General features: G+C 66.8%; 32 protein-coding genes. 17 read left to right on the forward strand and 15 right to left on the reverse strand.

The features are described 5' to 3' along the window. Positions 1–76: 76 nt before the first annotated feature. Positions 77–718 carry a response regulator gene (locus ACIHFD_RS57235; protein WP_397374084.1) on the forward strand — a complete coding sequence of 214 codons (642 nt, stop codon included), beginning with the start codon at positions 77–79 and terminating at the stop codon, positions 716–718. A gap of 51 nt (positions 719–769) precedes the next feature. Here ACIHFD_RS57235 and ACIHFD_RS57240 read toward each other — a convergent pair whose 3' ends face one another. The 8 genes from ACIHFD_RS57240 to ACIHFD_RS57275 all read right to left on the reverse strand — a co-directional run bounded on the left by ACIHFD_RS57240 (position 770) and on the right by ACIHFD_RS57275 (position 6,264). Then, on the reverse strand, positions 770–1,006 hold the full coding sequence (locus ACIHFD_RS57240) for an acylphosphatase (protein ID WP_397374085.1): 237 nt from the start codon (positions 1,004–1,006) through the stop codon (positions 770–772). A gap of 6 nt (positions 1,007–1,012) precedes the next feature. Then, positions 1,013–1,669, reverse strand: coding sequence for a CBS domain-containing protein (locus tag ACIHFD_RS57245; protein ID WP_397374086.1), 657 nt, complete (start codon positions 1,667–1,669; stop codon positions 1,013–1,015). An 88-nt stretch (positions 1,670–1,757) separates the two neighbouring features. Further along, complete coding sequence (locus ACIHFD_RS57250) at positions 1,758–2,600, reverse strand: universal stress protein (RefSeq protein ID WP_397374087.1); 843 nt, start codon at positions 2,598–2,600, stop codon at positions 1,758–1,760. Between the two features lie 90 nt (positions 2,601–2,690). After that, a complete protein-coding gene (gene gap, locus ACIHFD_RS57255; RefSeq protein WP_397374088.1) occupies positions 2,691–3,674 on the reverse strand; it encodes a type I glyceraldehyde-3-phosphate dehydrogenase in 984 nt (327 codons plus the stop codon). Positions 3,675–3,798: 124 nt separating this feature from the next. Beyond that, positions 3,799–4,173, reverse strand: a complete 375-nt coding sequence (locus ACIHFD_RS57260; protein WP_397374089.1) for a hypothetical protein — start codon at positions 4,171–4,173, stop codon at positions 3,799–3,801. A gap of 254 nt (positions 4,174–4,427) precedes the next feature. Further along, positions 4,428–4,946, reverse strand: coding sequence for a flavodoxin family protein (locus ACIHFD_RS57265; RefSeq protein ID WP_397374090.1), 519 nt, complete (start codon positions 4,944–4,946; stop codon positions 4,428–4,430). An 11-nt stretch (positions 4,947–4,957) separates the two neighbouring features. Continuing rightward, complete coding sequence (locus ACIHFD_RS57270) at positions 4,958–5,428, reverse strand: HPP family protein (protein ID WP_397374091.1); 471 nt, start codon at positions 5,426–5,428, stop codon at positions 4,958–4,960. Then, positions 5,425–6,264 carry a universal stress protein gene (locus ACIHFD_RS57275; protein ID WP_397374125.1) on the reverse strand — a complete coding sequence of 280 codons (840 nt, stop codon included), beginning with the start codon at positions 6,262–6,264 and terminating at the stop codon, positions 5,425–5,427. The genes ACIHFD_RS57270 and ACIHFD_RS57275 overlap by 4 nt, the downstream gene beginning before the upstream one ends. A 644-nt stretch (positions 6,265–6,908) precedes the next feature. Between ACIHFD_RS57275 and ACIHFD_RS57280 the strand changes: the two genes are divergently transcribed. From ACIHFD_RS57280 to pflA, 3 genes are all read left to right on the forward strand, one after another. Then, positions 6,909–7,949: a zinc-dependent alcohol dehydrogenase family protein gene (locus ACIHFD_RS57280; protein WP_397374092.1), complete on the forward strand. Its 1,041-nt coding sequence runs from the start codon at positions 6,909–6,911 to the stop codon at positions 7,947–7,949. A gap of 233 nt (positions 7,950–8,182) precedes the next feature. Continuing rightward, a complete protein-coding gene (gene pflB, locus ACIHFD_RS57285; protein WP_397374093.1) occupies positions 8,183–10,429 on the forward strand; it encodes a formate C-acetyltransferase in 2,247 nt (748 codons plus the stop codon). 2 nt (positions 10,430–10,431) lie between these two features. Further along, a complete protein-coding gene (pflA, locus tag ACIHFD_RS57290) occupies positions 10,432–11,157 on the forward strand; it encodes a pyruvate formate-lyase-activating protein (protein WP_397374095.1) in 726 nt (241 codons plus the stop codon). Positions 11,158–11,221: 64 nt separating this feature from the next. Here the strand turns inward: pflA and ACIHFD_RS57295 are convergent, their stop codons facing one another. The 6 genes from ACIHFD_RS57295 to ACIHFD_RS57320 form a co-directional block, all read right to left on the reverse strand. Beyond that, on the reverse strand, positions 11,222–11,416 hold the full coding sequence (locus ACIHFD_RS57295) for a BON domain-containing protein (protein ID WP_397374096.1): 195 nt from the start codon (positions 11,414–11,416) through the stop codon (positions 11,222–11,224). A gap of 26 nt (positions 11,417–11,442) precedes the next feature. After that, positions 11,443–11,595, reverse strand: a complete 153-nt coding sequence (locus tag ACIHFD_RS57300; RefSeq protein ID WP_397374097.1) for a hypothetical protein — start codon at positions 11,593–11,595, stop codon at positions 11,443–11,445. A gap of 69 nt (positions 11,596–11,664) precedes the next feature. After that, entirely contained in the window at positions 11,665–12,321 is a 657-nt protein-coding gene (locus ACIHFD_RS57305) for an ion channel (RefSeq protein ID WP_397374098.1), read from the reverse strand. 62 nt (positions 12,322–12,383) lie between these two features. Next, positions 12,384–12,857 (reverse strand): hypothetical protein, encoded by a 474-nt coding sequence (locus ACIHFD_RS57310; RefSeq protein WP_397374099.1) that lies wholly within the window; start codon positions 12,855–12,857, stop codon positions 12,384–12,386. A 301-nt stretch (positions 12,858–13,158) separates the two neighbouring features. Next, entirely contained in the window at positions 13,159–13,521 is a 363-nt protein-coding gene (locus ACIHFD_RS57315) for an ASCH domain-containing protein (protein ID WP_397374100.1), read from the reverse strand. Then, the gene (locus ACIHFD_RS57320) at positions 13,518–14,831 is read right to left on the reverse strand and encodes a tetratricopeptide repeat protein (RefSeq protein ID WP_397374101.1); all 1,314 of its coding nucleotides are present in this window, start codon (positions 14,829–14,831) and stop codon (positions 13,518–13,520) included. Before ACIHFD_RS57320 ends, ACIHFD_RS57315 begins: the two co-directional genes overlap by 4 nt. 412 nt (positions 14,832–15,243) lie before the next feature. Between ACIHFD_RS57320 and ACIHFD_RS57325 the strand changes: the two genes are divergently transcribed. From ACIHFD_RS57325 to ACIHFD_RS57380, 12 genes are all read left to right on the forward strand, one after another. After that, the gene (locus tag ACIHFD_RS57325) at positions 15,244–15,645 is read left to right on the forward strand and encodes a hypothetical protein (protein WP_397374102.1); all 402 of its coding nucleotides are present in this window, start codon (positions 15,244–15,246) and stop codon (positions 15,643–15,645) included. After that, positions 15,624–16,406, forward strand: a complete 783-nt coding sequence (locus ACIHFD_RS57330) for a hypothetical protein (RefSeq protein WP_397374103.1) — start codon at positions 15,624–15,626, stop codon at positions 16,404–16,406. Before ACIHFD_RS57325 ends, ACIHFD_RS57330 begins: the two co-directional genes overlap by 22 nt. Before the next feature lie 171 nt (positions 16,407–16,577). Next, the gene (locus tag ACIHFD_RS57335) at positions 16,578–17,087 is read left to right on the forward strand and encodes an SAF domain-containing protein (protein WP_397374104.1); all 510 of its coding nucleotides are present in this window, start codon (positions 16,578–16,580) and stop codon (positions 17,085–17,087) included. Beyond that, entirely contained in the window at positions 17,088–17,837 is a 750-nt protein-coding gene (locus ACIHFD_RS57340) for a hypothetical protein (protein ID WP_397374105.1), read from the forward strand. After that, positions 17,834–19,198 carry a CpaF family protein gene (locus tag ACIHFD_RS57345; protein WP_397374106.1) on the forward strand — a complete coding sequence of 455 codons (1,365 nt, stop codon included), beginning with the start codon at positions 17,834–17,836 and terminating at the stop codon, positions 19,196–19,198. Before ACIHFD_RS57340 ends, ACIHFD_RS57345 begins: the two co-directional genes overlap by 4 nt. Further along, the gene (locus ACIHFD_RS57350) at positions 19,195–20,061 is read left to right on the forward strand and encodes a type II secretion system F family protein (RefSeq protein ID WP_397374107.1); all 867 of its coding nucleotides are present in this window, start codon (positions 19,195–19,197) and stop codon (positions 20,059–20,061) included. The genes ACIHFD_RS57345 and ACIHFD_RS57350 overlap by 4 nt, the downstream gene beginning before the upstream one ends. Next, positions 20,058–20,897 (forward strand): hypothetical protein, encoded by an 840-nt coding sequence (locus ACIHFD_RS57355; RefSeq protein ID WP_397374108.1) that lies wholly within the window; start codon positions 20,058–20,060, stop codon positions 20,895–20,897. The genes ACIHFD_RS57350 and ACIHFD_RS57355 overlap by 4 nt, the downstream gene beginning before the upstream one ends. A 12-nt stretch (positions 20,898–20,909) precedes the next feature. Further along, complete coding sequence (locus ACIHFD_RS57360; RefSeq protein ID WP_397374109.1) at positions 20,910–21,116, forward strand: hypothetical protein; 207 nt, start codon at positions 20,910–20,912, stop codon at positions 21,114–21,116. Positions 21,117–21,130: 14 nt separating this feature from the next. Continuing rightward, positions 21,131–21,526: a TadE family protein gene (locus tag ACIHFD_RS57365; RefSeq protein WP_397374110.1), complete on the forward strand. Its 396-nt coding sequence runs from the start codon at positions 21,131–21,133 to the stop codon at positions 21,524–21,526. Continuing rightward, positions 21,523–21,942, forward strand: coding sequence for a TadE/TadG family type IV pilus assembly protein (locus tag ACIHFD_RS57370; RefSeq protein WP_397374111.1), 420 nt, complete (start codon positions 21,523–21,525; stop codon positions 21,940–21,942). Before ACIHFD_RS57365 ends, ACIHFD_RS57370 begins: the two co-directional genes overlap by 4 nt. 12 nt (positions 21,943–21,954) lie before the next feature. After that, positions 21,955–22,377, forward strand: coding sequence for a pilus assembly protein TadG-related protein (locus ACIHFD_RS57375; RefSeq protein ID WP_397374112.1), 423 nt, complete (start codon positions 21,955–21,957; stop codon positions 22,375–22,377). Next, positions 22,374–24,833 carry a hypothetical protein gene (locus tag ACIHFD_RS57380; protein ID WP_397374113.1) on the forward strand — a complete coding sequence of 820 codons (2,460 nt, stop codon included), beginning with the start codon at positions 22,374–22,376 and terminating at the stop codon, positions 24,831–24,833. The genes ACIHFD_RS57375 and ACIHFD_RS57380 overlap by 4 nt, the downstream gene beginning before the upstream one ends. 63 nt (positions 24,834–24,896) lie before the next feature. Here ACIHFD_RS57380 and ACIHFD_RS57385 read toward each other — a convergent pair whose 3' ends face one another. After that, positions 24,897–25,370, reverse strand: coding sequence for a DUF6653 family protein (locus tag ACIHFD_RS57385; protein WP_397374114.1), 474 nt, complete (start codon positions 25,368–25,370; stop codon positions 24,897–24,899). Positions 25,371–25,491: 121 nt separating this feature from the next. Between ACIHFD_RS57385 and ACIHFD_RS57390 the strand changes: the two genes are divergently transcribed. Continuing rightward, positions 25,492–25,974, forward strand: coding sequence for a GbsR/MarR family transcriptional regulator (locus ACIHFD_RS57390; RefSeq protein WP_397374115.1), 483 nt, complete (start codon positions 25,492–25,494; stop codon positions 25,972–25,974). The last annotated feature ends 94 nt before the right edge of the window (positions 25,975–26,068 follow it).

A 26,068-nucleotide genomic window follows, 5' to 3' on the forward strand; every position in this document is an offset into this window, starting at 1 on the left:
CGCGGGACGGGACTTTCGACCTCAGTTCGAGCTTGGCCTCTTTGTGATCCTGGATCGTGTGACTAACGTCAGGGGCATGATTCGTGTCTTCCTGCTTGACGATCACGAGGTCGTACGGCGCGGCGTGGCCGCCCTGCTGGACTCCGAGGACGACATCGAGGTCGTCGGCGAGGCGGGAACCGCCGAGTCGGCCATCGCCCGCATCCCCGCGCTGAAGCCGGATGTGGCGGTGCTGGACGTGCGACTGCCGGACGGCAGTGGCGTGGACGTCTGCCGAGACGTACGCTCGCGGCTGCCGGGGCTGGCGTGCCTGATGCTGACGTCGTTCGCCGATGACGACGCGCTGTTCGACGCGGTGATGGCCGGGGCCTCCGGCTACGTGCTCAAGCAGATCCACGGCTCCGACTTGGTCGGCGCGGTGCGCACCGTTGCCTCCGGGCAGTCCCTGCTCGACCCGCAGACCACCGCCGCCATGCTGCAACGGCTACGCGACCAGGCGACCAGGAAGGACCCCCTGGCGGCGCTGACGGAGCAGGAGCGCCACATCCTCGACCTGATCGGCGAGGGGCTGACCAACCGCCAGATCGGCGAACGGTTGTTCCTGGCGGAGAAGACGGTCAAGAACTACGTGTCCAACGTGCTGTCCAAGCTCAACATGCAGCGCCGCACCCAGGCCGCCGCGCTGGCCGCCAGGCTGCGGGCCGACAAGCCGGAATGACGACGCCCCGATCGTAAGGCAGGTCCTCGATGAGGCCGCAGGCCGTGCAGGTCATGAACTGGTAGCGGTAGCGCCGGTTGGCAGGCTGCCTTGAGCGGCAGGGTCTGCAAGCCGGAGCAATTCCTCCTGCTGGACCGGCGGCCCGCGCGCAGAGATCACGATGTGGCCGCCGGCGTTTCCGATGTGCTCGTGGGTTCCCATCCCTGTCACCAACCGCTGGACGAACGGGCGGAAGCCGACGCCATGAACGGTCCGGTGTACCTCGATCCGCCGGGCGGGATCCATCATCGACTGCTACAGCAGCGGCGGAACGGTGAAAAGGTCGTCCTTGTCGCAGGCCACCTCACAGATCACGTCGAGAACGCCTTCAACGGCGCGCACCGCCTCCGTCGCCGCGATGACCTGGGATCTCCACCGCACGCGGCCGCCGAGCGTCACCGCACCCTGGTCGATCTCGATGGAGAACGCCTCGGGATCCGGGAGCACGGCTCGGATGTCCTCTTCCAGCTCTGCGGCAGGTCGGGTGAAGACCCGCAGCACGTCACGCTGGTGCAGCGTACCGATGATCCGGCCGGTGACCGCGTCGATCACGGGCAGTTGCTTGATGCGCCTGTCGTGCATCAGCCGGGCTGCGTCCCGCACGCAGGTGCCCGGCGTGACAGTGATCGCCGGAGCGGTCATCAGCTTGGCCGCTGTCACCGCCGCCGCCTTGTCGTGCTCACGCCTCTGCTTGCGCGACTCGAACATCCACACGCTGTGTCGTACCGGGTCGATCTCCTTGAGCAGCAGATCGTCTTCGGAGATCACGCCTACCGGCCGCCGGTCGGCGTCTACCACGGTGACCGCGCCCACCGCGTACCGCTTCATCGTGGCCACGATGTCGGCGAACGACGCGTCCTCCAGCACAACGATGGCCACCCGGCCCATGACGTCCTTGACTTCGATCGACATGACGCGCCTCCTCACTTCCACTTCCCCGCTCCTCCTCGGCGGCCTCGCCGCGAACCGGCGTACGGCCCGCATGCGAGGGCCTAAGGTCCTACGCGCGGACCACCGCCACCGGGCAGCGGGCGTGGTGCAGCACGCCGCGGCTGACCGAGCCGAGCAGCATCGACCCCAGGGCGCCATGCCCGTGCGAGCCCACCACCAGCAGGTCCGCCTGTCCGGACGCCTCGACCAGGGCATCCACCGGATGCGCAGAGACGACGTCCTCGACGACCGTCACCTGTGGGTACTCCTTGCGGGTAACCTCCACCCGGTCGCGGACGACCTGATGCTGCGCCGTGCGGACCTCGTCCATGTCATACGCGGCCTCGGGCGCGAACGCGTGCACCGGCAGCTGCCAGGCGTGCACCACCCGCAGCGTGGCGCCGCGCAACTTGGCCTGCTCGAAGGCATAGGCCAGCGCGGGCTCGCACTCCGGGGAATCGTCGACCCCGGCCACGACCTCGCCGTGCACGGGCCGCTGCTCCCCGCGCACCACCACGACCGGGCTGTGTACGTGACCGGCCACATGGGTACTGACCGAACCCTGAAGCGCGCCGGCGAACCCTCCCAACCCGCGGCTGCCGACCACCAGCTCGGTGGCTTCTTGCGCCTGCTCGCGCAGGACCACGGCAGGCATGCCCTCGACGTTCTGCGTCGTCACCTCGACCTCGGGCTGGCGCTCGCGGGCAAGTGCCTCGGCCTCGCGCAGGATCCTCCGGCCCTCGCGCAGCAGCAGATCCGGCACATCCGGTAGCGGATATTTGCCGATCTGGTACCAGTCGCGGTCCACCGCGTGCACGATCCGCAGCGGCGCCCGCATGCGGAAGGCGTCGTTGGCTGCCCATTCCACGGCGGCTCGTGAGGTCACGGAGCCGTCCACTCCTACGATGATCATGATGCCTCCTCCTTTGTTCACGCGGATCCCCCTGCCGCCAGGAGGCGGCAGGAGCATTCAGATGCGAATGGTCTGGAGCTACGTCCTCGGTCAGGCCATCCGCTGGACCATCTCGACCAACCGGTTGGCGTAACCCCATTCGTTGTCATACCAACCGAACACTTTGACCAGGTCATCGCTGGCCTGCGTGAGAGCCGAGTCGAACACGCACGAGGCGGCGTCACCGACAATGTCGCGGGAGACGAGCGGATCCGTGCTGTAGCGCAGGATGCCGTGCAACTCGACCTCGGCGGCTGCGGCGAAGGCCTCGTTGACCTCCTGCGCCGTGACGGAGCGGCTGAGCTGGGCGGACAAGTCCGTGATCGAGCCATCCTCGACCGGCACCCGGATGGCGATGCCGTCGAGTCGACCGTTCAGCTCGGGTAGCACCTGGCCGACCATGCGGGCGGCCCCCGTGGTAGTTGGCACGATGTTCACCGCTGCCGAACGCGCCCGGCGCGGGTCCCTGTGTGGAGCGTCCAGTAAATTCTGGTCACCGGTGTAGGCGTGGATCGTGGTCATGAAACCGCGTACCAGGCCGAAGCGCTCGTGCAGCACCTTGACCATCGGCGCGACGCAGTTCGTGGTGCATGAGGCGAGGGAAACAATCTCATGCCGGATCGGGTCGTAGGTGGCGTCGTTGACACCGGGCACGATGGTGGCGTCCAGACCTTTCCCAGGAGCGGAGAGCAGGACCTTGCGGGCACCGGCCTTGAGATGGCTCGCCAAAGCGTCCCTTGTCCGGAATCGGCCGGTGGAGTCGATGACCAACTCAACGTCGCGGGCACGCCAGTCGATCTCCGCCGGGTCGGCGTGCCGACTGACCGCGATCGTGCGGCCGTTCACTTCCAAGGCAGCGGTCGAGGCTGAGACCGGCAGGTCGAGCGGACCATAGGTGGAGTCGTGCTTCAGCAGGTGAGCTAGCGCGCCCGCGTCGGCGATGTCGTTGATGGCGACGATTTCCAGGTCAGTACGCATCGCGCGACGCAGGACAGCCCGGCCGATCCGGCCGAACCCGTTGATTCCTATTCTCATGACTGTATCGTCCGGTGCTCGGGAGCCAGCGCTTAGAGGCGACAGTCCTTCTTGTGATGGGACCTTGGCCCCTCTCGGAGTAATGCGTTGAGACCCTCAATCGCAAGGGTCTACAGTCCCTCTTTCACTTCAGCGTCTCTGTCTTCGAGGGCATGGACGCGTGCCGCACAGTGGCCATGACCCACAGCGCGATGGTGGCGTAGAACAGCACGGCAAGCGCCAGTTCGCTCGCTGTGATGAGGGCGAGCACGCCCGCGATCAGGGCAACACCGCCCAGTGTGCTGGTCAGACACAGATACGCGCCTCCCCTGCCCATGAACTCCTCGCCGACGGTACTCAGCGCGCATCCACCCACCATGCCGAGCAGCAGGATTGCGCCCGCGGCACCGCGCACACTACCGATGACGGGCAGGTCCGCACCTTGTGTGAAGGCGACGTATATGGCGATGTTCGTGCTCGCGACCACTGTCGCCAGGGCATCCTTCCAAGTCAGCCTCATCGCTGCCACCTCCTTCCCCTTCGAGACTCGGTCTCGGGCGCCGAGGCTGCCAGTGCTATTGGTCCCTGCGCCCGAGAGCATTCGCCATAACCACAACAGGGCAACCGATGACGATCGGAGCCACGCTCATCGCGGCTGGGGCACGATCGCCGCGACTATGTCCCCAACCCACACACCTGTGCCAAGGCGACGACACCGAAAGGCGCCCGGCGGAATAAGCCGCCGGGCGCCGATTCGCGCTGTGCAGGCCCACATCATGGGGCCATGGCAGGGAACGAGGCGGCGAGGTTCTCACCCCACTGCCTGGCCCGCTCCAGTTCGCCTTCCACCAGCGGTCCCTGACCGCCGGTGACGTAGAAACTCTGCGCCGGCGCCACTGCGCCGATCCCGAGACGGCGCAGCCGCTTGGCAATGCCGCGCGCGGCCGAACCGGGCATGCGCGGCTTGGCGATGCGGGTGTCGAAGACGGCGGAGCCGAGCGCGGCCGACGACGTGCGGAGCGTGGCCAGCCATTCCCGCACACCGTTCCCCTTGGAGATCAACGGCTGCGTGGCCTGCTGGGCGGCGGACTGGCGGGTGGAGGCTCGGCTCATGGAGAAGGCGTGCGTCGGCCCACCCACCACGAGCAGCCCGACCTCCGGCCCCACCTGAGCAGGCGCCGAGCCGACCTCGACGACCTCAGCCCGCACCCGGGAAGCCAGCCCTGCGGCCACCGCTTCGGCGATCTGCTTGGTGTTGCCGTACATGGATTCGTAGACGACCAGCGCGTCCATCACGCGCCTCCTCATCGGTTGTCGTGGGGTAGGACAGGTTTGAGGTGGAACATCCCAGTGAGCACTTGGCCGGGCTCGTCGGCGGGCCTGGCCCGTCCGGCGGCCGCCGCCAGCACGTCACGAGCCGTCACCATGCCGATCAGCCCGTCGTCCGACAGCACCGGCACGGCATCGCAAGCGACGTCGATCATGATGGCCGCGACTCGAGCCAGCGGGGTGTCCGGCCGGACCAACGGCTTGCGCTCGCGACCCAGCAACGCCCGAACGTGGCGGCTGGACTGCTCCTGCGGTCCACCCGACCAGGAGGCCGCCAGCTGTTCGCGAGTAAGGATGCCCAGCACTCGCGTGCCGTCGACGACCGGCAGGTGGTGGACGTCGGCACGGCGCATCAACTCCCAGGCCATCAGCGGCGACTCGTCCGGTCTGACGGCCACCAGAATGCGGCTCATCACCTGCTCTGCGGTCAGCGACTCAGCACTCACGGCGTCTCCTTGACGGACGGTCGTACGATCGCGACGGGGCAGGTCACGTGGTTCAACACCCCTTGGCTGACCGAACCCAGGACGGCCGAGGCGAGACCTCCCATGCCGCGCGAGCCGACCACGACCAGATCCGCCGACCGTGCCGCCTCGATCAGCGCGGTGACAGGATGCGCGCATCGCTGCTCGTCGCTGATGTCGACGTCGGGGTTGCGGGTCCGCCAGGGCTCGACCCTCTGACGAGCGGCGCGCATCTCCTCCTGCATGGCGGTTTCGATCAGGCTGTTGTACGTGACGGCGTACGGCGAGAACATCGGCACCTGCCAGGCGAAGAGGACGTGCAGCAGCGCTTTGCGAGCCCGAGCCTGCTCCACGGCGTAGGCCATCGCGGCCTCCGAATGGTCCGAGCCGTCATAGCCGACCACGACCGTGTCGTAGCGTTCCACGGCGGGATCGCGGACGATGACGACAGGTCCGGCGGCGTGCCCGGCCACGGCCAGGCCGACCGAGCCGGCCATCATCCCGGCGAATCCGCCAAGCCCTCTGCTGCCCAGCACCATGCTGTCCGCCGACTCCGATTGTGCGATGAGATTCCCGATCACGTTTCCGCGGAGCGGCTTCGTCGCCACCTTGACCTCGCTGGTGAGCCACCGCGCCCGGTCGGCGGCGGCCTCCAGCACCCCGGTGCAGGACTCGATCCCGTCGCTGTGCGGCAGTTGCTCGCACACGTGCACGATCCGTAAGTCCAGCCCGCGCCGCTGTGCGTCGGCGGCGGCCCATTCCAATGCCGCGGTCGCCGGTGCGGACCCGTCCACGCCGACCACGATGTGACTGACCATCACGCCTCCCATCCTCGAGTCGTATCTCGCTTCCACCTTCGCGAGAGCGGACCCTGTGTGCCGGGGGCCAAAGTCCCCAGCGAGGATGCCGTTGGTCCTCAGTCGGCACGGATCGCTGTCGGCGAATGCGTGTCCCGAAGGGGAACGGCCGACCGCTTGTACGCATGGGCGCGCGGGTCCTTGCAGACCATCAGGAGGTGTGGAGGTCGAGCATGAAGGCCGCGGCCAGAGCGGGCGCGCAAGGCCAGGCGCCAGCGCAAGAGACACAGGCCTGCGTGTCGTCGGCTCGGTGAACGTCTAACACACCAGCGGCTTGTACGAAATACGTCTCGCTCAGCGGATCGCTTGCGACGCGCGGCGTACCTAGAAGAACGGCCATTTCGATCACCTTCACTCGCTCATGCTTTCCAGTGACCTCACCTTCTCTCCGGTCGTCGAGCCACGCCTGAGGCGAACGCCCTCTAGCGAATGTGGCTTAGGTCACATCCGAGGTGGCGGCATGGCGCCTGCTGGGCGCACCGTGACCGGCCTCGCAGGCTGTGACGGCCCGCGAGACCAAAAGCACCTTGTGCGGGACCTTTGGCCCTGCCCGACTCGACCCATTACTGACGAGCGTGGGAGAGGAAAGCCGACGAGGAGGCACGATGAAGGCACTCATCTATCACGGGCCGGGTCAGCGTTCATGGGAAGAGGCTCCCGATCCGCAGCTGGTCGAAGCGACGGACGCGATCGTACAAGTGGACGCGGTCACCATCTGCGGCACCGACCTGCACATCCTGAAGGGCGATGTGCCCGCCGTGCGGCCGGGCACGGTACTCGGCCACGAGGCGGTCGGCACCGTGACCGCGACCGGAAGCTCGGTCACCACCGTCAAACCAGGAGACCGCGTCCTGGTGTCGTGCATCTCGGCGTGCGGGCGGTGCCGCTACTGCCGCACCGGCATGTTCGGCCAGTGCCTGGGCGGCGGCGGGTGGATCCTCGGCCACCGCGTCAACGGCACCCAGGCCGAGTACGTGCGCGTGCCGTTCGCCGACACCTCCACCCACCTGCTGCCCGAGGGCGTCACCGATGAAGCGGCGCTCATGCTGGCCGACATCCTGCCCACCGCTTATGAGGTGGGTGTCCTCAACGGGAGGGTGCGGCCGGGCGACACGGTCGCGGTCGTCGGCGCCGGGCCGATCGGCCTGGCCGCCATCACCACCGCCCAGCTGTTCACGCCCAGCCACATCATCGCCGTCGATCTCGCCCCGGCACGGCTGGAAGCCGCCAAACGGCTCGGCGCGGACGTCGTCGTCGGCGCCGGTGACGACCCCATTGCGGCGATCACCGAGCTGACGGGTGGGCTCGGCGCCGATGTCGCGATCGAGGCGGTCGGCATCCCGGAGACCTTCGGGCTCTGCACCCGCCTGGTGCGCCCCGGTGGTCATGTGGCCAACGTAGGTGTACACGGCGAACCGGCCACCCTCCATCTGGAGGACCTGTGGATCCGCAACCTGACCATCACGACCGGCCTGGTCGACACCTACTCCACGCCGACCCTGCTGGACATGATCGCCAACGGACGGCTGGACCCCAGTGGCTTCATCACCCACCGCTTCGCCCTGCATGACATGACCGCCGCCTACGAGACGTTCGCCGCCCCGCAGTCGACCGGAGCACTCAAGGTGGTCCTGTCACGCGCCTGACCGACGCGTAGATCACCAGCCATGGCCACACCCGAATGGGTGTGGCCATGGCTGTGCAGATCGGGCGGGGATAGCCCGACCAGCACAGGTGCGCTCATCACGGAACGCCGCATGACCAACACCATCAAACGCGAGCCGAGGGGACGTTGGGCCCATACGACGGTGACCTTCGACCGATGTGATCCCGAACTCGGCCAACGAGAGTGAGATCGGGTAATCACCGAGGAGGGACGATGACGGTCACCGCGGTCGAGATCGGAGCATGGCGCGGCTTCCACGGAGCGGACTGGCGCTCGACAATCAATGTGCGCGCGTTCATCCAGGCCAACTACACACCCTACGAGGGCGACGCGAGATTCCTGACAGAACCGACGGAGCGCACGCGGGCGGTGTGGGCAGCGGTGTCGGCGCTGTTCCCCGAGGAGCGTGAGCGCGGTATCTACGACGTCGACACGTCGACGCCCTCATCGATCACCTCACACGGCCCGGGCTACATCGACCGGGACCGAGAGCTGATCGTGGGACTGCAGACCGACGCGCCGCTGAAGCGGGCCATCATGCCCGCGGGCGGGCTGCGCATGGTAGAGAATGGCCTTGGCGCCTACGGTTACAAGCTCGACCCACTGGTGAAGGAGATCTTCACCAAATACCGCAAGACCCACAACGACGGGGTGTTCGACGCCTACACCCCCGAGATCCTGGCCGCGCGCCGCTCCGGCGTCATCACCGGCCTGCCCGACGCCTACGGCCGCGGCCGCATCATCGGCGACTACCGACGCGTGCCCCTCTACGGCGTCGACCGGCTGGTCGACGCCAAGCACGCCGAGCTGCGCTCCCTGAACGACGAGCCCGCGACCGACGCGGTGATCCGCGACCGCGAGGAGTTGTCGGAACAGTTGCGCGCGCTAGAGGAGCTCAAGCGCATGGCCGCCTCCTACGGCTACGACGTCTCCCGCCCGGCCACCACTGCCCGCGAGGCGATCCAGTGGCTCTACTTCGCCTACCTGGCCGCGATCAAGGAGCAGAACGGCGCCGCCATGTCGCTCGGTCGCACCTCGACCTTCCTGGACATCTACTTGGAGCGTGATCTGGCCGAGGGCAGGCTCACCGAACAGGACGCGCAGGAACTCGTCGACGACTTCGTGATCAAACTGCGGATCGTCCGGTTCCTGCGCACTCCCGAATACGACCAGCTGTTCTCCGGCGACCCCACCTGGGTGACCGAGTCCATCGGCGGCATCGGCGCTGACGGTCGCCCTCTCGTCACTCGCACGAGCTACCGCTACCTGCAGACACTGCGCAACCTCGGCCCCGCCCCGGAGCCGAACCTGACCGTCTTCTGGTCTCCACGACTGCCGGAGCCGTTCAAACGCTTCTGCGCCGCCCTGTCGATCGAGACCAGCTCCCTGCAGTACGAGAGCGACGATCTCATGCGTCCCCGTTTCGGCGACGACACCGCCATCGCCTGCTGCGTGTCGGCCGCTCCGGTGGGCAAGCAGATGCAGTTCTTCGGCGCCCGCGTCAACCTCGCCAAGACCCTCCTGTACGCCGTCAACGGCGGCCGCGACGAAGTCACCGGCGCCCAAATCGGCCCCGCGTACCCGCCGGTGACCGGCGATGTCCTCGACTACGAGGAGGTCATGGCGGCCTTCGACCGGATGATGGACTGGCTCGCTCGGACCTACGTCAACGCGCTCAACATCATCCACTACATGCACGACAAGTACGCCTACGAACGCCTCGAGATGGCTCTGCACGACTACCCGGTCAAACGCACCCTGGCCTGCGGCATCGCCGGCCTCTCCGTCGCCGCCGACAGCCTGTCGGCCATCAAGCACGCCCGCGTCAAGGTCGTCCGCGACCACACCGGCCTCGCGGTCGACTACGAGATCGAGGGCGACTACCCGGCCTACGGCAACAACGACGACCGCGCCGACGCCATCGCCGTCCACCTCGTCCGCTCGTTCATGGACAAGATCCGCCGGCACCCCGCCTACCGCGACGCCGAACACACCCAGTCCGTGCTCACCATCACCTCCAACGTCGTGTACGGCAAGCACACCGGCAACACCCCCGACGGCCGCCGCGCCGGCGAGCCGTTCGCTCCCGGCGCCAACCCGATGAACGGCCGCGACCGCCACGGCGTGATCGCCTCCGCCCTGTCGGTCGCCAAGCTCCCCTACGACCACGCCCTCGACGGCATCTCCCTGACCAACACCGTCACCCCGGACGGCCTCGGCCGCACCCCGGATGAGCGGGTGGACAACCTGGTGGGCGTGCTGGACGGGTATTTCGATGCCGCCGGCTTCCACATGAACGTCAACGTGCTCACCCGCGCTGTCCTTCTGGACGCCATGGAGCATCCCGACCGCTACCCGCAGCTGACCATCCGTGTCTCCGGCTACGCGGTCAACTTCGTCCGCCTTACCCCCGACCAGCAGCGCGACGTCATCAACCGCACCTTCCACGGCTCGCTGTGAATGTGGACGGCATCATCAGCTCCTGGGACCTGTCCGTCGGGGTGGACGGTCCCGGCACCCGCTTCGTGGTCTTCACCAGCGGCTGCGCGCTGCGCTGCCTGTACTGCCAGAACCCCGAGACCTGGCGGATGCGCGACGGCCACCGGACCAGCACCGACGAGATCATGGCCGAGATCGGCAAGTACCGGCGCTTCATCTCCGTCGCCGGTGGCGGGATGACGATCAGCGGCGGCGAGCCGCTGCTCCAGCCCCACTTCACCGCCGAGCTGCTGCACCGCTGCCACGACAGCGGTCTGCACACCGCTCTGGACACCTCGGGGCTGCTTGGGGCGCGCGCCACCGACGCCATGCTGGCCGCCACCGACCTGGTGCTGCTCGACATCAAGTCCTACGATCCGGCCACCTATCGGCGCCTCACCGGTGGGCCCGTCGAGCCAACTCTCCGCTTCGCGCGGCGACTGGCCGAACTGGGCCGATCCGTATGGGTGCGCTTCGTGCTGGTCCCCGGGCTGACGGACGATACGGAGAACGTTGCCGGTCTGGCCCGCTTCGTGGCCGGGCTCGGCAACGTCGAGCGGGTCGACGTCCTGCCCTTCCACCGCATGGCCACTGGCAAGTACGAGCGGCTCGGCCTGCGCTTCCCCCTAGCCGGAGTCGCACCGCCGGACGACGCGCTGCGAGACCGCGTGCGCGCCCAGTTTCGCGATCATGGTCTGAACGCCATCTGAGACGCGGAAGCACGTGGTTCGGCGACAAGGTCTCGACCCGCGCTCGGAGCGCTTCCTCACTCGCTCAGGACCGGTCCCAGATCAGGCGCCCGAGCAGATCATCCCGCTTCCAGGCGAGGTCGTCGTCGACACCGGGGACACTGCCGAGCCCTTGGGCCAGGTGCACGGGCGCGATCGCATCGGCCCACGTCGACGTATATCCGAACAACGTCACTCTGCCGTTCCGCACCTCGATGAGGGTCCTCGTACGGTCGTTCACCTGGCCTGCTTGGGTGAGTGCTCGCTTCAGATGATGATCGCGGTGCCCGGCAGGAGTCGGTGGAGGAGTTCGCCACAATGATGCCCGTCGCCTTGCGGCGCACCGCCGATGCCGAACATCTGGGTAACCAGATAAACCCGCTGATCGTTACGGTCCCGGCCGACGGCGATGTGCCGCATCAGGCAACGTTCGCCCTGTTGACTGCCTCGCGAGGCACCGAGGGCAGGCCAAATGGACGGGCAGGGCGCTCAGGCCCCGGTGAGGGCGCGGCCGTGATCGGCCGCGTACGCGGCGAATACCTCCGCAGGTGATCCATTCGTGTGGAGGAAACGCTGGTCAAGGATGGCGGCGAGGTCTTCCAACGCACCGGCGAGCAGGTCGGCCGTCAGGCGCACATCTGCCCGTCGGGCTGCCTGCCCGCGCTGGGCGAGGCGAGTGGCATAGCCGATCGTGGCCGCCAGGGACGAGTGGTCCTCACCGTCATGGAAGTAGTAGGCCTCCGCGTACTGGGTGAAGTCGATACGGACACGCACCACCTCGGTGGCCAGGCTTCCCAGCAATGACGCACCCGCAGCGCAGTCGAGCTGCCGCATGGACGGGTCCGAGCGGTGCAGCAACGCCAACCGGATCGCGAGCACCCGCCGGCGGGTCAGCGTCGGATAGATCTCCAGCACCCAGGAGACGGTGGCCGTCAGCAGGACGAAGCCGATGAGAGCTTCCAGGGGCGAGACCACGCGGAGCCAGCCTGCGACAGGCACGATGTCCCCGAGCCCGAGGGTGGCGACCATGACGAGCGACATGGCGAACCTGCCGTTGCCGAGCGTGCACAACGCCTCCCTCAGTCCCTCTCGACTGAGATCGAAGCCGTCGTACACGATCTTCCAGGCGGGGCCGATGTCGCCCATATTCAGGACGCTACCCACACAAGGCCTGTCCAGCCCTCTCCGGACACCCTGCCCTCGTGGCTCTAAGAAGCAAGGACGTCTCCGGTGTCACCGCGCTGAGCAGCAGCTTCCGCCAACTGGACGCAGATCGGGCATGCCCTGTCCACGGTGGGTGAGAAGGTCAGTGACCACCCGCAGATCGGCAGCGGGCGAGCATTCTTTCCACACAAGGCGATCTCTTTCCCTGACGGCACTGCGTGCTGGACGGCTTGCCGCCTCTTCCAGGTGAAGCCTGCCCTGTATTTGATGGCAAGTCGGTCGGGCCCGGTCGCCGCACTCTCTACGTGGAGGTCATCCCAGCGGAAGGACCATCGGCGCACTCCTGCGGGGAAGGGCAGCCCATCCTCGGCCAGCTCCACCAAGGCGACGTTCCCATCGCGCAGCACTGCGACGATCACGCCCTCACGTCCGACGAGCTGATCCTTGTATGCGCGGGTTTGCCAATGACTGTGGAACGCGTCTGCGATCGTCACCCGCTTGCCGATCTCCGAGTACATGCTGCTCACCGCGCGTTTCCGGCGGCTCGAATGACGGCAAAGCGGCAGATCTCGCTACATAGAGTTATCAATCCTTCACTCGACGTGGGAAGGAGGCAGGGTGTGGGTTCGCGCAATGGTGAAAGCATCTCGTCCAGCAAAGCGGCCCTGCTCCCGGACGGGAGGATGGCAATGCCGGACACTCACGGACACGACCTCGACCTGCCCTTGTCCTCACACGGACAGAGAAGCTCCCAGGCAGGACTGGCCGTCCAGCGCTCCCCACGAATGCGGAACAGCTTGATCATGCCGATCTGCGGGGTTAAGGGGTAGATCTCTGCACGCCGATGGCGAGGACGCCAAGGCGCTCCTTCTCCGGTGGGTAGATGCTCCGGATGACCGCGAGCAGTTCCTGGGGGTTCTTGCCGAGGTCGCCGCCGATTGCAATCGGGTCCTCGTTCTCCAGCATCTCCTCGAAGGAGGTGTACCGTGCCACCCGGACGACCTGCGCCGGCAACCGCTCTTCACCGCAGACGAAGTCGAGGTCCTGGCCGGGCTGGATCTTGTGCATCCTGGCGTACGCGACCCGCACCTCCACGGTTTTGACCCCTGAGGCGATCAAATCGAAGTACGGCTTACGGATACGGAGTTCGCGCCGGGCGGGGGCGGCGTCAGGCTCGCTCATGGTGTCGTTCCTACCCGCGTCGCGACCAGAGCCGCCTGAAACTCCGCGGCCTGGCCGGTTCCGGGATACTTCGCGACAAGGACGGTATCCAGGTCAACCGCCCGCGCGTGTACCGAAGTGACCATCCGAGGTGACCCAAGTGCACGCACCCCGTGCGCGACCGCCTCGTCGAGAGCGCCGAGGTGTGCCAGCGCGATGCCCAGGTCCAGGCGGGCGATCGCTTCGCGGCTGAGCGAGCGCTGGTCGGCCGGTGTCGCCTCGTGGGCCCGCACTGCACGTTCGGCATGGTGACGTGCCTGTTCGTAATCGCCGAGCCAGAGGTAGGACGAAGCGGTGTAGGTGGTCATCGCGTAGGCGGCCAGAGGCCCCGTGTCGATGCCGTCCGGCCGGGTCGGAGTGCGGGCCGGCAGGGCGTTCCACAGGTCGTTGGCCTGTTGGTAGCTGTCTTGGAAGTCGTCGCGGTTGCCGAGCCGGGCATGGCCGCGGGATGCCTGGGCGTGCAGCCGTACCGCCAGCGGGTGGCCGGTGGGCACGCGATCGAGGCCGCGTAGCGCGCCCGAGATGGCACGTGATGGTTGATCGGCGTGCAGGGCAATGGAGGCCATCGCGTCGGCCGCCCAGGCGCACAGCTCGTCATGTCCCGCCTGGTCGGCATGCTCGAAGCAATCGATGGCGTACGCCTCGCCGGTCATGGGGTCGCCCAGGTCGTGGGCGAGCCAAGCGAGGATCTCCGACAACCACCCGGCGTAAACGAACAGCTCCCGCTGCTCCTTAAGGGTGTGGGGGCCCGCGATGAGCTGGTCCACCCTGCGCCGATACAGACGGGCCACAGGGAACAGGGCCGCCGGGGAGCGCCGCAAGTAGCTACCTGCGATGTCACAGACCGCGGTGTGGAGGTGGTCCAGGGTGCCGCGGCCGACGGCGGAGGTGTTAGCGCGGCGGGTGAACTCCAACGCCTCGTCGGCAGCCTCACCCAGCACCTGACCGAGCGTGGCTGCCAGGCCCAGTTTGAGTGCGTCACGTCGGTTCGTGGGTTCTTCCTCTTCCCGCGAAGTGTCTTCTTCCTGATTGTTCTCACGGGAGCCGAACAGCATTCTCACATCACGGGAGAAGATGCGGCCGTACAGCAGCCGGTAGCGCTCGGTCATCGTGGCGACCTTGCCGGACTCCCAGCGGCGGATGGCACGGACGAGCGAATCGTGATCGGGGAGGGACTCGTCTCCGGCAGCCTCCCGTAGGCGCCGGGCGGTGCTGTGCACGTCCCAGTCACGCGCCTGACGCTCATCCCGGATGCGTGCCGGCCAGTCCATGGTCATCACCTTGCGTGCCCTCGCCGTCTTTGATTGTCGTCCTCCACCGGCTGCCGCACAGGGCCCATTTAGGAACAATGACCATCGATTCGGCCGCAGGACAGCCAATGTGGAGCGAATCCGCTCCAGTCCTTCCTCCGGTAGAGCGAAAGTTGGTCATGTTCCAGAGAATGTGCTGCCCGGAGCCTTGATCACGGCTTTGCTCAACCATACGCTACTCTTCGCGTTCGAGTAATTGCTTGGAGTCAAGATGCGAATGGTTGTGGTGATTCGTGGTCGTGCCATGGCGCTCCTGCTCGCGCCAATCGCGATTGCAGGGTGCCAAGCGGCGACTCCGTCGACATTGCCGCCACGCGCCACGACCGCTGCGCCGACTCCCAAACCGTCCCCGACCGGGCCGCATGACGTGATCGTGGAGACGTACTCGGCCTACTGGTCAGTCCTTGCCGAGGCCGGCAGATCGTCACCCGAGAAGGCGCGGGAACTGCTGAAGCCGTATGTGAAGGGCGGCTACCTGGACCACCTCGTCGACGGCGTCCGGAACATGGTCAAGCAGGGGCGGGAGCCGTACGGCCAAGCCGTCCCCCGTATCAAGGAGGTGCGCGTTGGCGGCAAGTACGCCGAAGTCACCGATTGCTTGGAGATGTCCGGGGCCGCCATGGCTGATCGCCGTACTCACAAGCTGATCCCCGAGACTGCGGACGCCAAGACCACAACGACTGTCACAGCGGCTTTGGAACGTTCCGAGGACGGGCGGTGGCGACTGACAGGGCTGAGCATGAAAGGGACGACATGCAAGTCGCCGTCACGCTGAGCGCGCTGATCCTGCTGGCCGGACCGCCGACAGGAGACAACGGAGCGACCCGTATGGGCGGGGACTGGGTCACCTATGGCATCCACTGGGAAGCCGGACCGGGAGGCTTCGCCAAAGGTGCCAGCGCTCGCGGGGGCAGCACCTTCAGCGATTGCCACAGCATCGCCGGGCCAGGGCAGACCAGCTACGTTGAGTGCGCCAAAGGGCCTGCCGGCCAGCAGAACATCTTCAACGCCGTCACGCCCGGAGATCCGGGTGCTGCTGCGGTTACCCCTGAGATGCTCATGCGGCAGGCACTACGACTGCTCACACCACCGGCTCCCAAGATCGTCACCGCTCCGCCCCGGAGCAGGAACGGGTACGTGGGCCTGCGGCAGTTCTTCTGGGCCGAGCCCGGCCAATGGCACGCGATCAGCAAGAAGGCCACCGCTGGACCAGTATGGGCCGAGGTCACCGCGACACCGGCCAAGCTGACCATCCGGCCAGGGACAGGCCAGGCGACCTTCACTTGCTCGGGACCTGGCGTGCCGTACAACCAGGCGAAGTCCCCGGATGACCAGAACATCGACTGCACCCACGTGTTCACGCAGTCCAGTGCGGGACTTCCCGGATCGCGATACCAGGTGACCGTGTCGATGGCCTGGGCGGCCAGGTGGACAGGATCGGGCGGCACCGGGGGCGCTCTCGCGCCGATCACCACTTCTGCGACGTTCCCGCTGCGGGTCGGGGAAGCCCCGGCGCTTGTCGGAAAGGGTTCGTGAATGGCTCGCAAGGCTCATCCCGACGCACCGCACCAGGTCAACGGTGAGGTGCCGCCGGCTCAGGTGCCCAAGTTGCTGCGACAGCCCCGTCAACGTAGCCGCAGCGCATTGGTGTTGGGCGCGCTCGTGGTCGCCGGCGGGGCGGCGCTGGCCTTTCACACGGTGAACCAGATGAGCCATCGTGAGTCGGTCTTGGTGGTGACGCGCGACGTGGCACTCGGACAACCGATAACTGCCGACGACGTGACCACCGCCATGGTGGGTGTGGACCAGACCGTCGCGACGGTCCGAGGTGAGGATCTGCGGCGGATGATCGGCATGCGAGCGGCCGCCGATTTGATGCGCGGCATGCTCGTACAGCCCCGCATGGTCACCGACCAGGTGACGCCGCAAGGAGATCAGCAGCTCATTCCGATCGCGGTCAAGCCGAGTCGCCTTCCGGCTCGTGGGTTGTATCCGGGCGATCGGCTCCTCGTCGTACTGCGGCCAGAGGGCCAGGCCGTGCCTGCCGTCAAGCAGCCCTCCGCCGGCATCGAGGCCGTGGTGGACCAGGCCAAGGGGCCGGACAACGACGGGCTCATGGTGGTCGACGTCCTGGTGAGCAGGAGCGACGGTCCCAGGCTGGCCGCGCTGGCCGCCGACGGGCAGGTCGCCGTGGCGCTCAACCCGAGGAGCCCGTGAATGGCGATGTACGCGCTGATGAGCCCCGGCGGATCCCCCGGCGTCACCACGACCGCCCTGGCCCTCACCTACGCGTGGGAAGGGCGGGCGCTGCTGGCGGAATGCGATCCCCAGGGTGGCGATGTCCTGCGCGGATTCCTGGCGGGGAGCATGGAGAACCACGAGGGTGGCTTGCTGGAGCTGGCGCTCGCGGCCGCGCATGACCCCGACCCGGCAATCTTGTGGCGGTACGTCATTGCGCTCGATCAGACCGCGCGGAACTGGCTGCTGCTTCCCGGTCTCCGGGATCCTCGGCATCTGGTGCAGCTCGACGGCGCGTGGGACACCATCGCAGGGGTTCTCAAAGCAGCACAGGGTACGGTGGACGTGGTGGTCGACGTGGGGCAGGTCGGCCGATACGACACCCCGATAAGCCTGATCGCGGCGTGTGATCGAGTGGTCATGCTGGTGCGCCCGACGCTGCGACACGTCTCCCAGGCTCGCCCTCGTCTGGATGCGCTGGGGCGTCAGGTCGGGAGCGATGTAGCGGCCGGACTATGCGTGGTCGGCAGCGGCCCGTACACATTCAAAGAGGTCAGCAAAGCGCTGTTCGACCTGCCCGTTCTGGCGTGGATACCCCACGATCCGAAGTCTGCCGCCGTGCTCTCTGATGGCAACCGCGCCAAGAAGTCGTTTCACCGATCCGCGCTGATACGCAGCACTCGACAACTCGGCTCTGTCATGAGGGCCAAGGACGTGGTGGCCCTATGACCAGCTCATGGCCGCCGTCGGCGGCAACCGTCGCCCCTCAGATGCAGCCACCGCAGGACAACGGCCGGGAGTTTCGCAACGCTGTACTTGCCATCACGGCTGCGGTCTCGGACGACCTCAAGGACACCGAGGACCGGGAAGAGGCACGGCAGGTCATCCAGGCGAGGGTCCAGCGCTGGGCGCAGGACCAGGTCGCCGCGGGTAGTCCGGTCAGCTTCGCCATGCAACGCCGTCTCGTCGACGCCGTGATCGATGAGCGCTTCGAGCTGGGGGTACTGACGCCATACCTGGAAGATCCTCGAGTCGAGAGCATCGACCTCAACGGATGCGACCAGGTGTGGATCACCTACCACAACGGAACCTGCAAGCGCGGGCCCACCGTCGCCGGCAGCGACGACGACTTGATCAAGATGATCCAGATGTGGGCTCTGCACAAGAGCTACAGCCCGCGCGAGTTCTCCGCCGCCAGCCCGCTGCTCAACACCGCGCTGCGGCCAGGCGACGGCGACGACGGCGTGGGGGTACGGCTCAGCGCCACCATGTCGGTCACCCGCCGCCCGTGCGCCAGCATCCGTTGTCATCGTCTCGTCGACGTCACCTTGGATGACCTCCTGCGGCTCGGCACCATCAACCGGAGCCTGCACGCGTTCCTGCGCGCCGCCGTCCTGGCCCGGTTGAACATCGTCATCACCGGTGGCACCGCGGCGGGCAAGACGACGCTGCTGCGCGCGCTGGCCTCAGTCGTCGACCCGGCCGAGCGGCTGGCCACGCTGGAGTCGGACTACGAGCTCTTCCTCGACCGGCTCCCCCATCGCCACCAGAACGTGATCGCCTTCCAGGCACGCCAGGCCAACTCCGAGGGCGCCGGAGCCATTGGGCTGAACGACCTGATCCCGCACTCGCTACGCAAGAACATCAAGCGGATCATCGTGGGTGAGGTGCGCGCGGATGAGGTCGTGCCGATGTTCGAGGCCATGAACACCGGCCATCCCGGCTCCATGTGCACCATCCACGCCGACGGCACGGAGGAGATCTTCAACCGGATCGTCATGTTGTGGACGCGCGGCGTCGGCGCTCAGACCCCACCGGCGGTCATCCACCTCAACACCGGAGAAACCATCGACCTCGTCGTCCACCTGCGCCTGGATCCGACGACCAACACCCGATTCGTCTCCGAGGTCCTGGAGGTCCTGCCTCCGGCCGACAGCGAGCTGCCCAGCCGGAACCACGTCTACCGACCCACTGGCCCAGGCGGCCGCGCCGTCCCCGACATAACCCCGCAGTGCCTGCCCCAGCTCAGAGCTGCCGGCTTCGATCCGGCTCTGCTCGATCCGCTCGCGGCGCGGTGGGGGACACGATGAACACCACTGCGCTGCTGGGCGGAGTCAGCACCGCCATGATCTTGGGTGGCGCGCTGGGCATCATCGCCGCCCTGCGTGCCCCCTCCGACGATCAACCCGTACGCCCTCCCTCGCGCTGGGCAGACGTGAGGAAGACGCCGCGTGCCCACTACCGACTGATCATCTTGTCTCTCGGCGTGTCCACCGCGGTGTATGTGCTCACCCGCTGGCCGGTCGCTGCGGTCGCGACGGGGGCAGCGGTGTTCGCGCTGCCGAAGGTGATGACCGGCCGTGCCGCTGCCGAGCGCATCCGCAGGCTGGAAGCCCTGGAGCTGTGGACCCGCCGGCTGGCGGACCTGCTCGTCGCCGGCCGGGCCTTGGAACAAGCCCTCGAGCACAGTGCAGCCCGCAACGTGCCATCGGCCATCGGCGCTCCGGTCGCGGCACTGGCCCGCCGCCTCCGTGTCAGTCGGACGCCGACCGAGGAAGCGCTACGTCTGTTCGCCGACGAACTGGACGACCCCATCGGGGATCGTATTGCCGCCGCGCTCATTCTGGTCGCCCGCCGCCGTGGCAGGGGCGCGAGCTCAGTACTCCAGCAACTCGCCGAACTGGTGGCCAAGGACGTCTCTGACCGCAGGGAGGTAGAGGCCGCCCGCGCCGAACACCGCACCACCGTGCGGTGGATCATCGCCATTCTCGCGCTCTTCAGCGCTCTGGCCATCTTCCAGAAGTCATACGTCGCCCCCTACGGCACGCCGCTCGGTCAGGTTGTCCTGGCTGTCGTGATGCTGTTCTACGCTGCCACGCTGGCCTGGCTGCACCGGCTCGGGACCGCCGCCCCCGGCCATCGCTTCCTCAACGGCCCAGGAAGGAAGCCATGAGCGTGCTGGCCATGGCCTCCGGAGCGCTGATCACCCTCGGCCTGCTGATCGTGATGCACGAGCTGATGCCCGGCCCGCCTCGGCTACGGGCCGCACTCGCCCGCCTCGATGGACGCCCTGCCCCGGCGCGCGGCGACTGGCTCAGGCGACGATTGGCCCAATTGCCGATCCCGCGCAACGACCTGGCGCTGCTGGGCATAAGCACGGACCGCTTCACCGTTCAACGCGTCAGCTTCCTGCTTATCGGGCTGCTGTTCCCGGTGCCACTCAGCCTGCTGTGCGCGCTTGCGGGACTCCCTCTGCCTTGGGCTATCCCGGCAGGTGCCAGCGTGGTGCTCGCCGTACTGTTCGCCCTGATCCCCGACGTCAGCGCCCGCCGCCAGGCCCAAGAACGCCGCCGCGAATTCCGTGCTGCTCTGGCGACGTACCTCGACATGGTCGCTCTGGAACGCGCAGCGGGCGCAGGTCCTCCCCAGGCTCTGCAAGCCCCTGTGGACATCTGCACCGGATGGGTGTTCGGCCTGATCGCCCAGGTACTTCAGCAGGCCAAGCGCTCCGGCGAACAGCCCTGGCGTGGCCTGGCCACGCTCGGCGAACGAGTCGGCATATCCCAGCTGACCGAGTTGGCCGACATCGCTGAAGACGCCGGCTCCGAAGGAACCCGAGTGATGGCCACGCTGCTGGCCAAGGCCCAGTCCATGCGTACCGCCGCGTTGGCCGACGCCCGCGCCCAAGCCAACAGCCGTACGGGCGAAATGCCCATCGCGATCGGTGTGTCGATCTTCGGCTTCCTGGTGCTCGTCTGTTTCCCCGCCATCTACCGCATCATGAGCTGAAAGGAAGCGACCATGCTCAAGCTCCTTCCGACCGAGGCTGCCACCTACTGGAAAGCCCTCCTCTTGGACCGCCTCGAACGTGCCCGTAAGGACCCCGAGAAGGGTGCCATGTCGGCCGAAGCCATGATCATCATCGCCGCGCTGGCCCTGGTCGCGATCACCGTCATGGGCATCGTGACCGCCAAGATCATCGATAAGGCGAACACGATCAACCTCTAAGTGCAGGTGATTAGGTGCACATCTCTCGCGCCGATCGTGGCAGCGTCACTGCCGAGGCAGTGATCGCCCTGCCCGTCGTCATGCTCGCCATCCTCGCGTGCATGCAGGTGTGCCTGCTGTTCTTCGCCCAGTCGGTTGCACTCGCCGCAGCGCAGCAAGGCGTCCGTGCGGCACGGGCGTACGGCGCCTCCCACAGCTCGGGTGCGAGCGTGGCCAAGCGGTACGCCGAGCGGACCGCCAGCGGCTTCCTGACCTCGATCAGCGCGGCCAGCACCGGCACCTCTACCACTGTCCGGATCACCGTACGTGGGCGATCCCTGTCCCTGGTGCCCTTCCTGCCCTCAATCGAGATCAGCGAGGAAGCCGCCGGACCCGTCGAGCGCTTCACCACTCCTCGGCGGACGACATGAACGAGCAGGGCAGCGTTACCGTCGAAGCCATCCTCGCCATCACGGCCATCGTGCTGCTCATCCTGTTCGGTGTTGCCGTCGGCAGGATCACGGTGGCCGGAGCCGCCGTCGAGGCCGCAGCTCGCGATGCCGCCCGCCAGGCTTCCATTGCTCGTACGGCCAGCGCGGCGAGTAGCAACGCCGCAACCAGCGCCCGCGCATCCCTGATGAGTCAAGGCGTCAATTGCACGGCGGTCACAGTGGAGGTGAACACGAAAGGCTTCGGCCGCCCGGTCGGCGTCCCGGCCGATGTGTCAGCGACGGTTTCGTGCACCGTGCCTCTGGCGGATCTCGCCTTTCCCGGGCTACCGGGACAGCTCAAGCGGCACGCCACCTCCATAAGCCCATTGGACCCCTACCGCGGAAGAGGCAGGTGAGGCATGCCAAGGGTGGCCGCCCAAGACCCCGAGCGGGGCTCGATCACCCCGTACGCCCTCATCTTCATCACTGTGCTTCTGCTCTTCATCGGGCTGGTTGTCGACGTCGGCAACAAGCTGCGTGCTGGATGGGAGGCCGTCGGTATCGCCGAGGAGGCTGCCCGGGCTGGAGCAGGGCAGATCGACCGTGCCGCCACCTATCGCGGTGACCAGCTTGTCATCGACCGAGGGGCAGCGCTGCGCGCCGCCCAAGCGCACCTGTCCAGCAGCGGTCACCGGGGCCGTGTCGCCATCTCCGGTCCGACCTCCGTGCGCGTCACCGTCACCGTGACCAGAAAGACGTGGCTGCTGTCTCTCGTGGGTGTGTCGTCGGTATCGATGACCGCTCACGCGGACGCTGATCTCGTAGCCGGAGTAGAAGGGCCGAACCGATGATGGTACTCCGCATCTTGCGCGCGCTGGCGGCATCCGCCGTTCTGCTCGCAGCGGTGATCGGGTTTCCTATCCTGTTCTACAGGGTCGCGGGGCTCCCACTTCCCGATCACTTGCCCAGCCTGAAACAGATCGCCGACATGCTGGCCGCGCCAGACGACGGCACTCTTTTCGTCGGAGCCCTGGAGGTCGTCGCCTGGGGCGCCTGGGCCACGTTCTCTTTCTCCGTTATCACCGAGATCATCGCCAGGGTACGGGGCCGACGCATCGTCCCTCGGCTCCCAGGCCTTCGTGGGATGCAGCGGCTGGCCGCGTACCTGGTGGCCTCTGCTTCGCTGGCTGTCCTGGCCCCCGGCGTGGGGAACGCCGCAGCACCGCCACCCGTGGTTTCCATGGCACCTCTGCATCCCCTCGGACAGGCCGCCGTCGATCCCCCGGACGAGGAGCGGATCTATCAGGTGAAGAAGGGCGACTCTCTCTGGGAGATCGCCGACAAAGAGCTCGGGACGCCTCGACGATGGCCGAAAATCTGGAAGCTCAACGCCCAATCACGACAACCGCACGGACAGACCTTCACGAGTCCCGGGCTGGTTCACCCTGGCTGGAAACTTCGCCTCCCCGTTAATCACCCCAAAGTCTCCCTCACGCCTTCAACAGCCGAAAGACCGCACACCACCGCCCCGAGCCCTGCCCCATCCAGGGCTTCCCTGCCGTCAAGCGCGCAGTCCTCCCCGGAGCGTAGAGCGGATGAGGCCATACAGCTCCCATCAGGCTCGATGGTGGCCCTGGCGTACGTGGCCGGGATCAGCACCGCCTTCATCGCCGGCCGTCTTCACCGACGCCGCCGTCGAATCCCACCCACATCCGCAGAACCGGTGTCCATCACTCCTGAGCCCGAACCCCCAGCAGCCGTCAGGGAGCTTCGCCGTGCCCACCGCCAGACCTTCATCGAACGGGAAGAGCCAATCCCGTCTGATGGTGAGCTGCTACGGCAGGAATACTCCATCGATGTCCCCGAACATGTCCACGTAGGACAGGGCTCAGACGGCTCTCCGATTCACCTGGACCTCGAAGGTCCTGGCATAGGCCTCACCGGCCCAGGAGCACGAGATGTCATTCGGTATCTGATCGTCGATCTGCTTCGCCAGTCGAGCAACCACCGCATCGAGATCATCATCTGTACGACCTTGGCGGAAGAGCTCCTCTCGCTTCCCGAGGCCGACCTCAACCGGATCGCTGCGGGACTGCCGGGGCTATCGTTCGCCACCTCACATGAGGATGCGCTGCGGTATTTCGAGGAGACGTTCTTCATGCGCAGGAGAATGGTGCTCGAGCGCGAATCTTCCGGTGTCGGGGAACTGCGCGAGAACGATCCGGGGGAAGCGCTGCCAGCCATGCTTCTCATCACCGAACTCGACGACGAGGTCTACGAACACGTAACGGCACCCCTGACATCGGCCCGGAGCGCAGGAGTCGGAGCCATGTTCCTGGGCCCCTGGCCAGGTGGAATCACCTGCGAAGTCAGCTGTGCACATGTTGTGGATAACGCTGAAGGTCGCGGGTCCGTCCCTTTCGAGGAAGCGCAACTGTTCCACATCACGGCGGAGGAGGCTGCGGCTCACGTACAGCAGCTCGCCGCAGTCCCGGAGCAAGTTGACGGTGAAGCAGAATCCGAGACTGACAGCGGCCAACTCGACTGGCCGGGGCCGGCCCTCGTCCGCCTAAGAATCCTTGGGCATCCCACTGTCCACGTTCGCGACAAATCAGAGCCGCTATCTCTGAGCTGGCTGCAACTGAACACACTCACGTATCTCGCCCTGCACCCGACCGGCGTGACACGCGATCAGCTTGCCACCGCGCTTTGGCCCGACGATCTCGGCAAGGACATCCACAATGCCCTTCGCCACCTCCGGAGCGCGCTGGTCACCGCCACTGATTACAAGAGCGCAGAGGCGAAGCGTGCTCCGTTCATCAGCGCTTCGACCACCAAGGATTCGGCAATCTACCGCCTTGATCCCAAGCTGATCAGCGTCGATCTTTGGGATTACGAGGCAGCGCTCGAGCAGATCAGAACCGCTTCCGAGCCGGCAGACCGTCTCTCTACTCTCTCGAATGCCGCTCGGCTATGCACAGGCGGGCTCGCTGAAGGGCTGACAGCGGAATGGATCGAGGACCAGCGGTACCCGCTGACCCGGTCCCAGGCGGACGTTCTCGCTCAGCTGGCAGAGCTTCTGGCAGGAGAGGACGACGAACAGGCGCTGTCCGCCCTGGAGCGTGCGCGCGAGCTCGACCCGGATACCGAGGAAACATACTTCCGGATCATTCGCCTGCAATTGCGGCTCAACAGGCGCGACGAGGCCTCCCGAACTGCCGAGTTGCTTCGTCAACATCAGCGGAGCCTTGGAGTAGCGGGCGATTATCAGGCTGAGAAGCGCCTGACCGAAATCCTCTGCGACTGAGCCCGGGAAGACACACCCTGCCTGGTGGTCGTTCCTGCCGGAGGACCAGCGGCGGTCCCAGCGTCACATGGTCTGGCTCTGGTGCTGTTCGTAGAGCAGGCCGTAGCGGTCGATCCGCCATAGCTGGGCGAGCACGGTCAGCGTGGTGCCGAGCACGAGCGGCCAGATCTCCAGGGCGATCAGCCCCAAGGCGATCAAGGCGAAGCCGATCAGACCGGCCACGATGAGCAGCCGCAGCACTACCCGGTGCGCCGCCGGAGCCTTGCCTTCGACGTGGAGCTGCTCGCCGTAGATGCCGCGCGCGGCCCAGTTGGTCGGCTCGACCGGGCTGAACAGGTGCACGTTCAGCCAGAGCCAGGCGGCGACGAGGGCCACGCCGGCCAGTGACCACCAGCCGATCCACTCGCGGCTCCAGACGGCCAGTTCGAACGCGGGGATGGCGGCGAAGCGGGTCCAGACGCTCCACGGGTTGGCGTGCTTCTTCCATGCCTGGCCGGTCATGCCGTGGGCGCCGGCTACCACGTTCTTGGGCTTCACTCTGGGTCTCCTTGACGTCGGGGAGGCCGCCATGAGCGCGATCTCCACATCTCGGACCGTATAGAACTTTCAGAGATTTGTAAATTCTCAGAGAATTCGAAGCACTTGATAGGCTTGGTTCATGGACACCAACCAGCGGCTGCGCGAGGCCGCCGAGAAGCTGGCGCTGACCCTGGCGCAGGGCGGTATGCAGAAGACCACCGCTCGGGTGATGACCGCGCTGCTCTACACCCGGCAGGAGTCGATGACCGCCGCCGACCTCTGCGCGCAGCTGTCCATCAGCTCTGGAGCGGTGTCCACCGCGGTCAAGCAGTTGATCCCGCTCGGCCTCATCGAACGGGTGCCCGCTCCCGGCAGCCGCCGTGACCACTATCGTTTCCGCGCAGGCGCTTGGGCCAGCTTGATGTCACAGCAGAACGCGATGCTGGCCACCATGGGCGCTGCCGCCCAGGAAGGCATTGACGCGGCGGGTGAGGACAGCATCGCCGGCCGACGCCTGCACGAGATGAAGGACTTCTACGCCTACATGACCGAGCAGTTGATCCCGCTCATCGACAACTGGCGCGAGCACTATGCCGCCAAGCACGCCGGCACTGCCCGGTAGCGGCTGCGGCTGCGCGCCGTCGGAAAGCATGCGGAGCGGGAGCCTGCCGGTGGTGGCTCCCGCGCCGCGGCTGCAGGCCGCCGGCGGACCCCCG

Source organism: Nonomuraea sp. NPDC051941 (genome assembly GCF_044593615.1).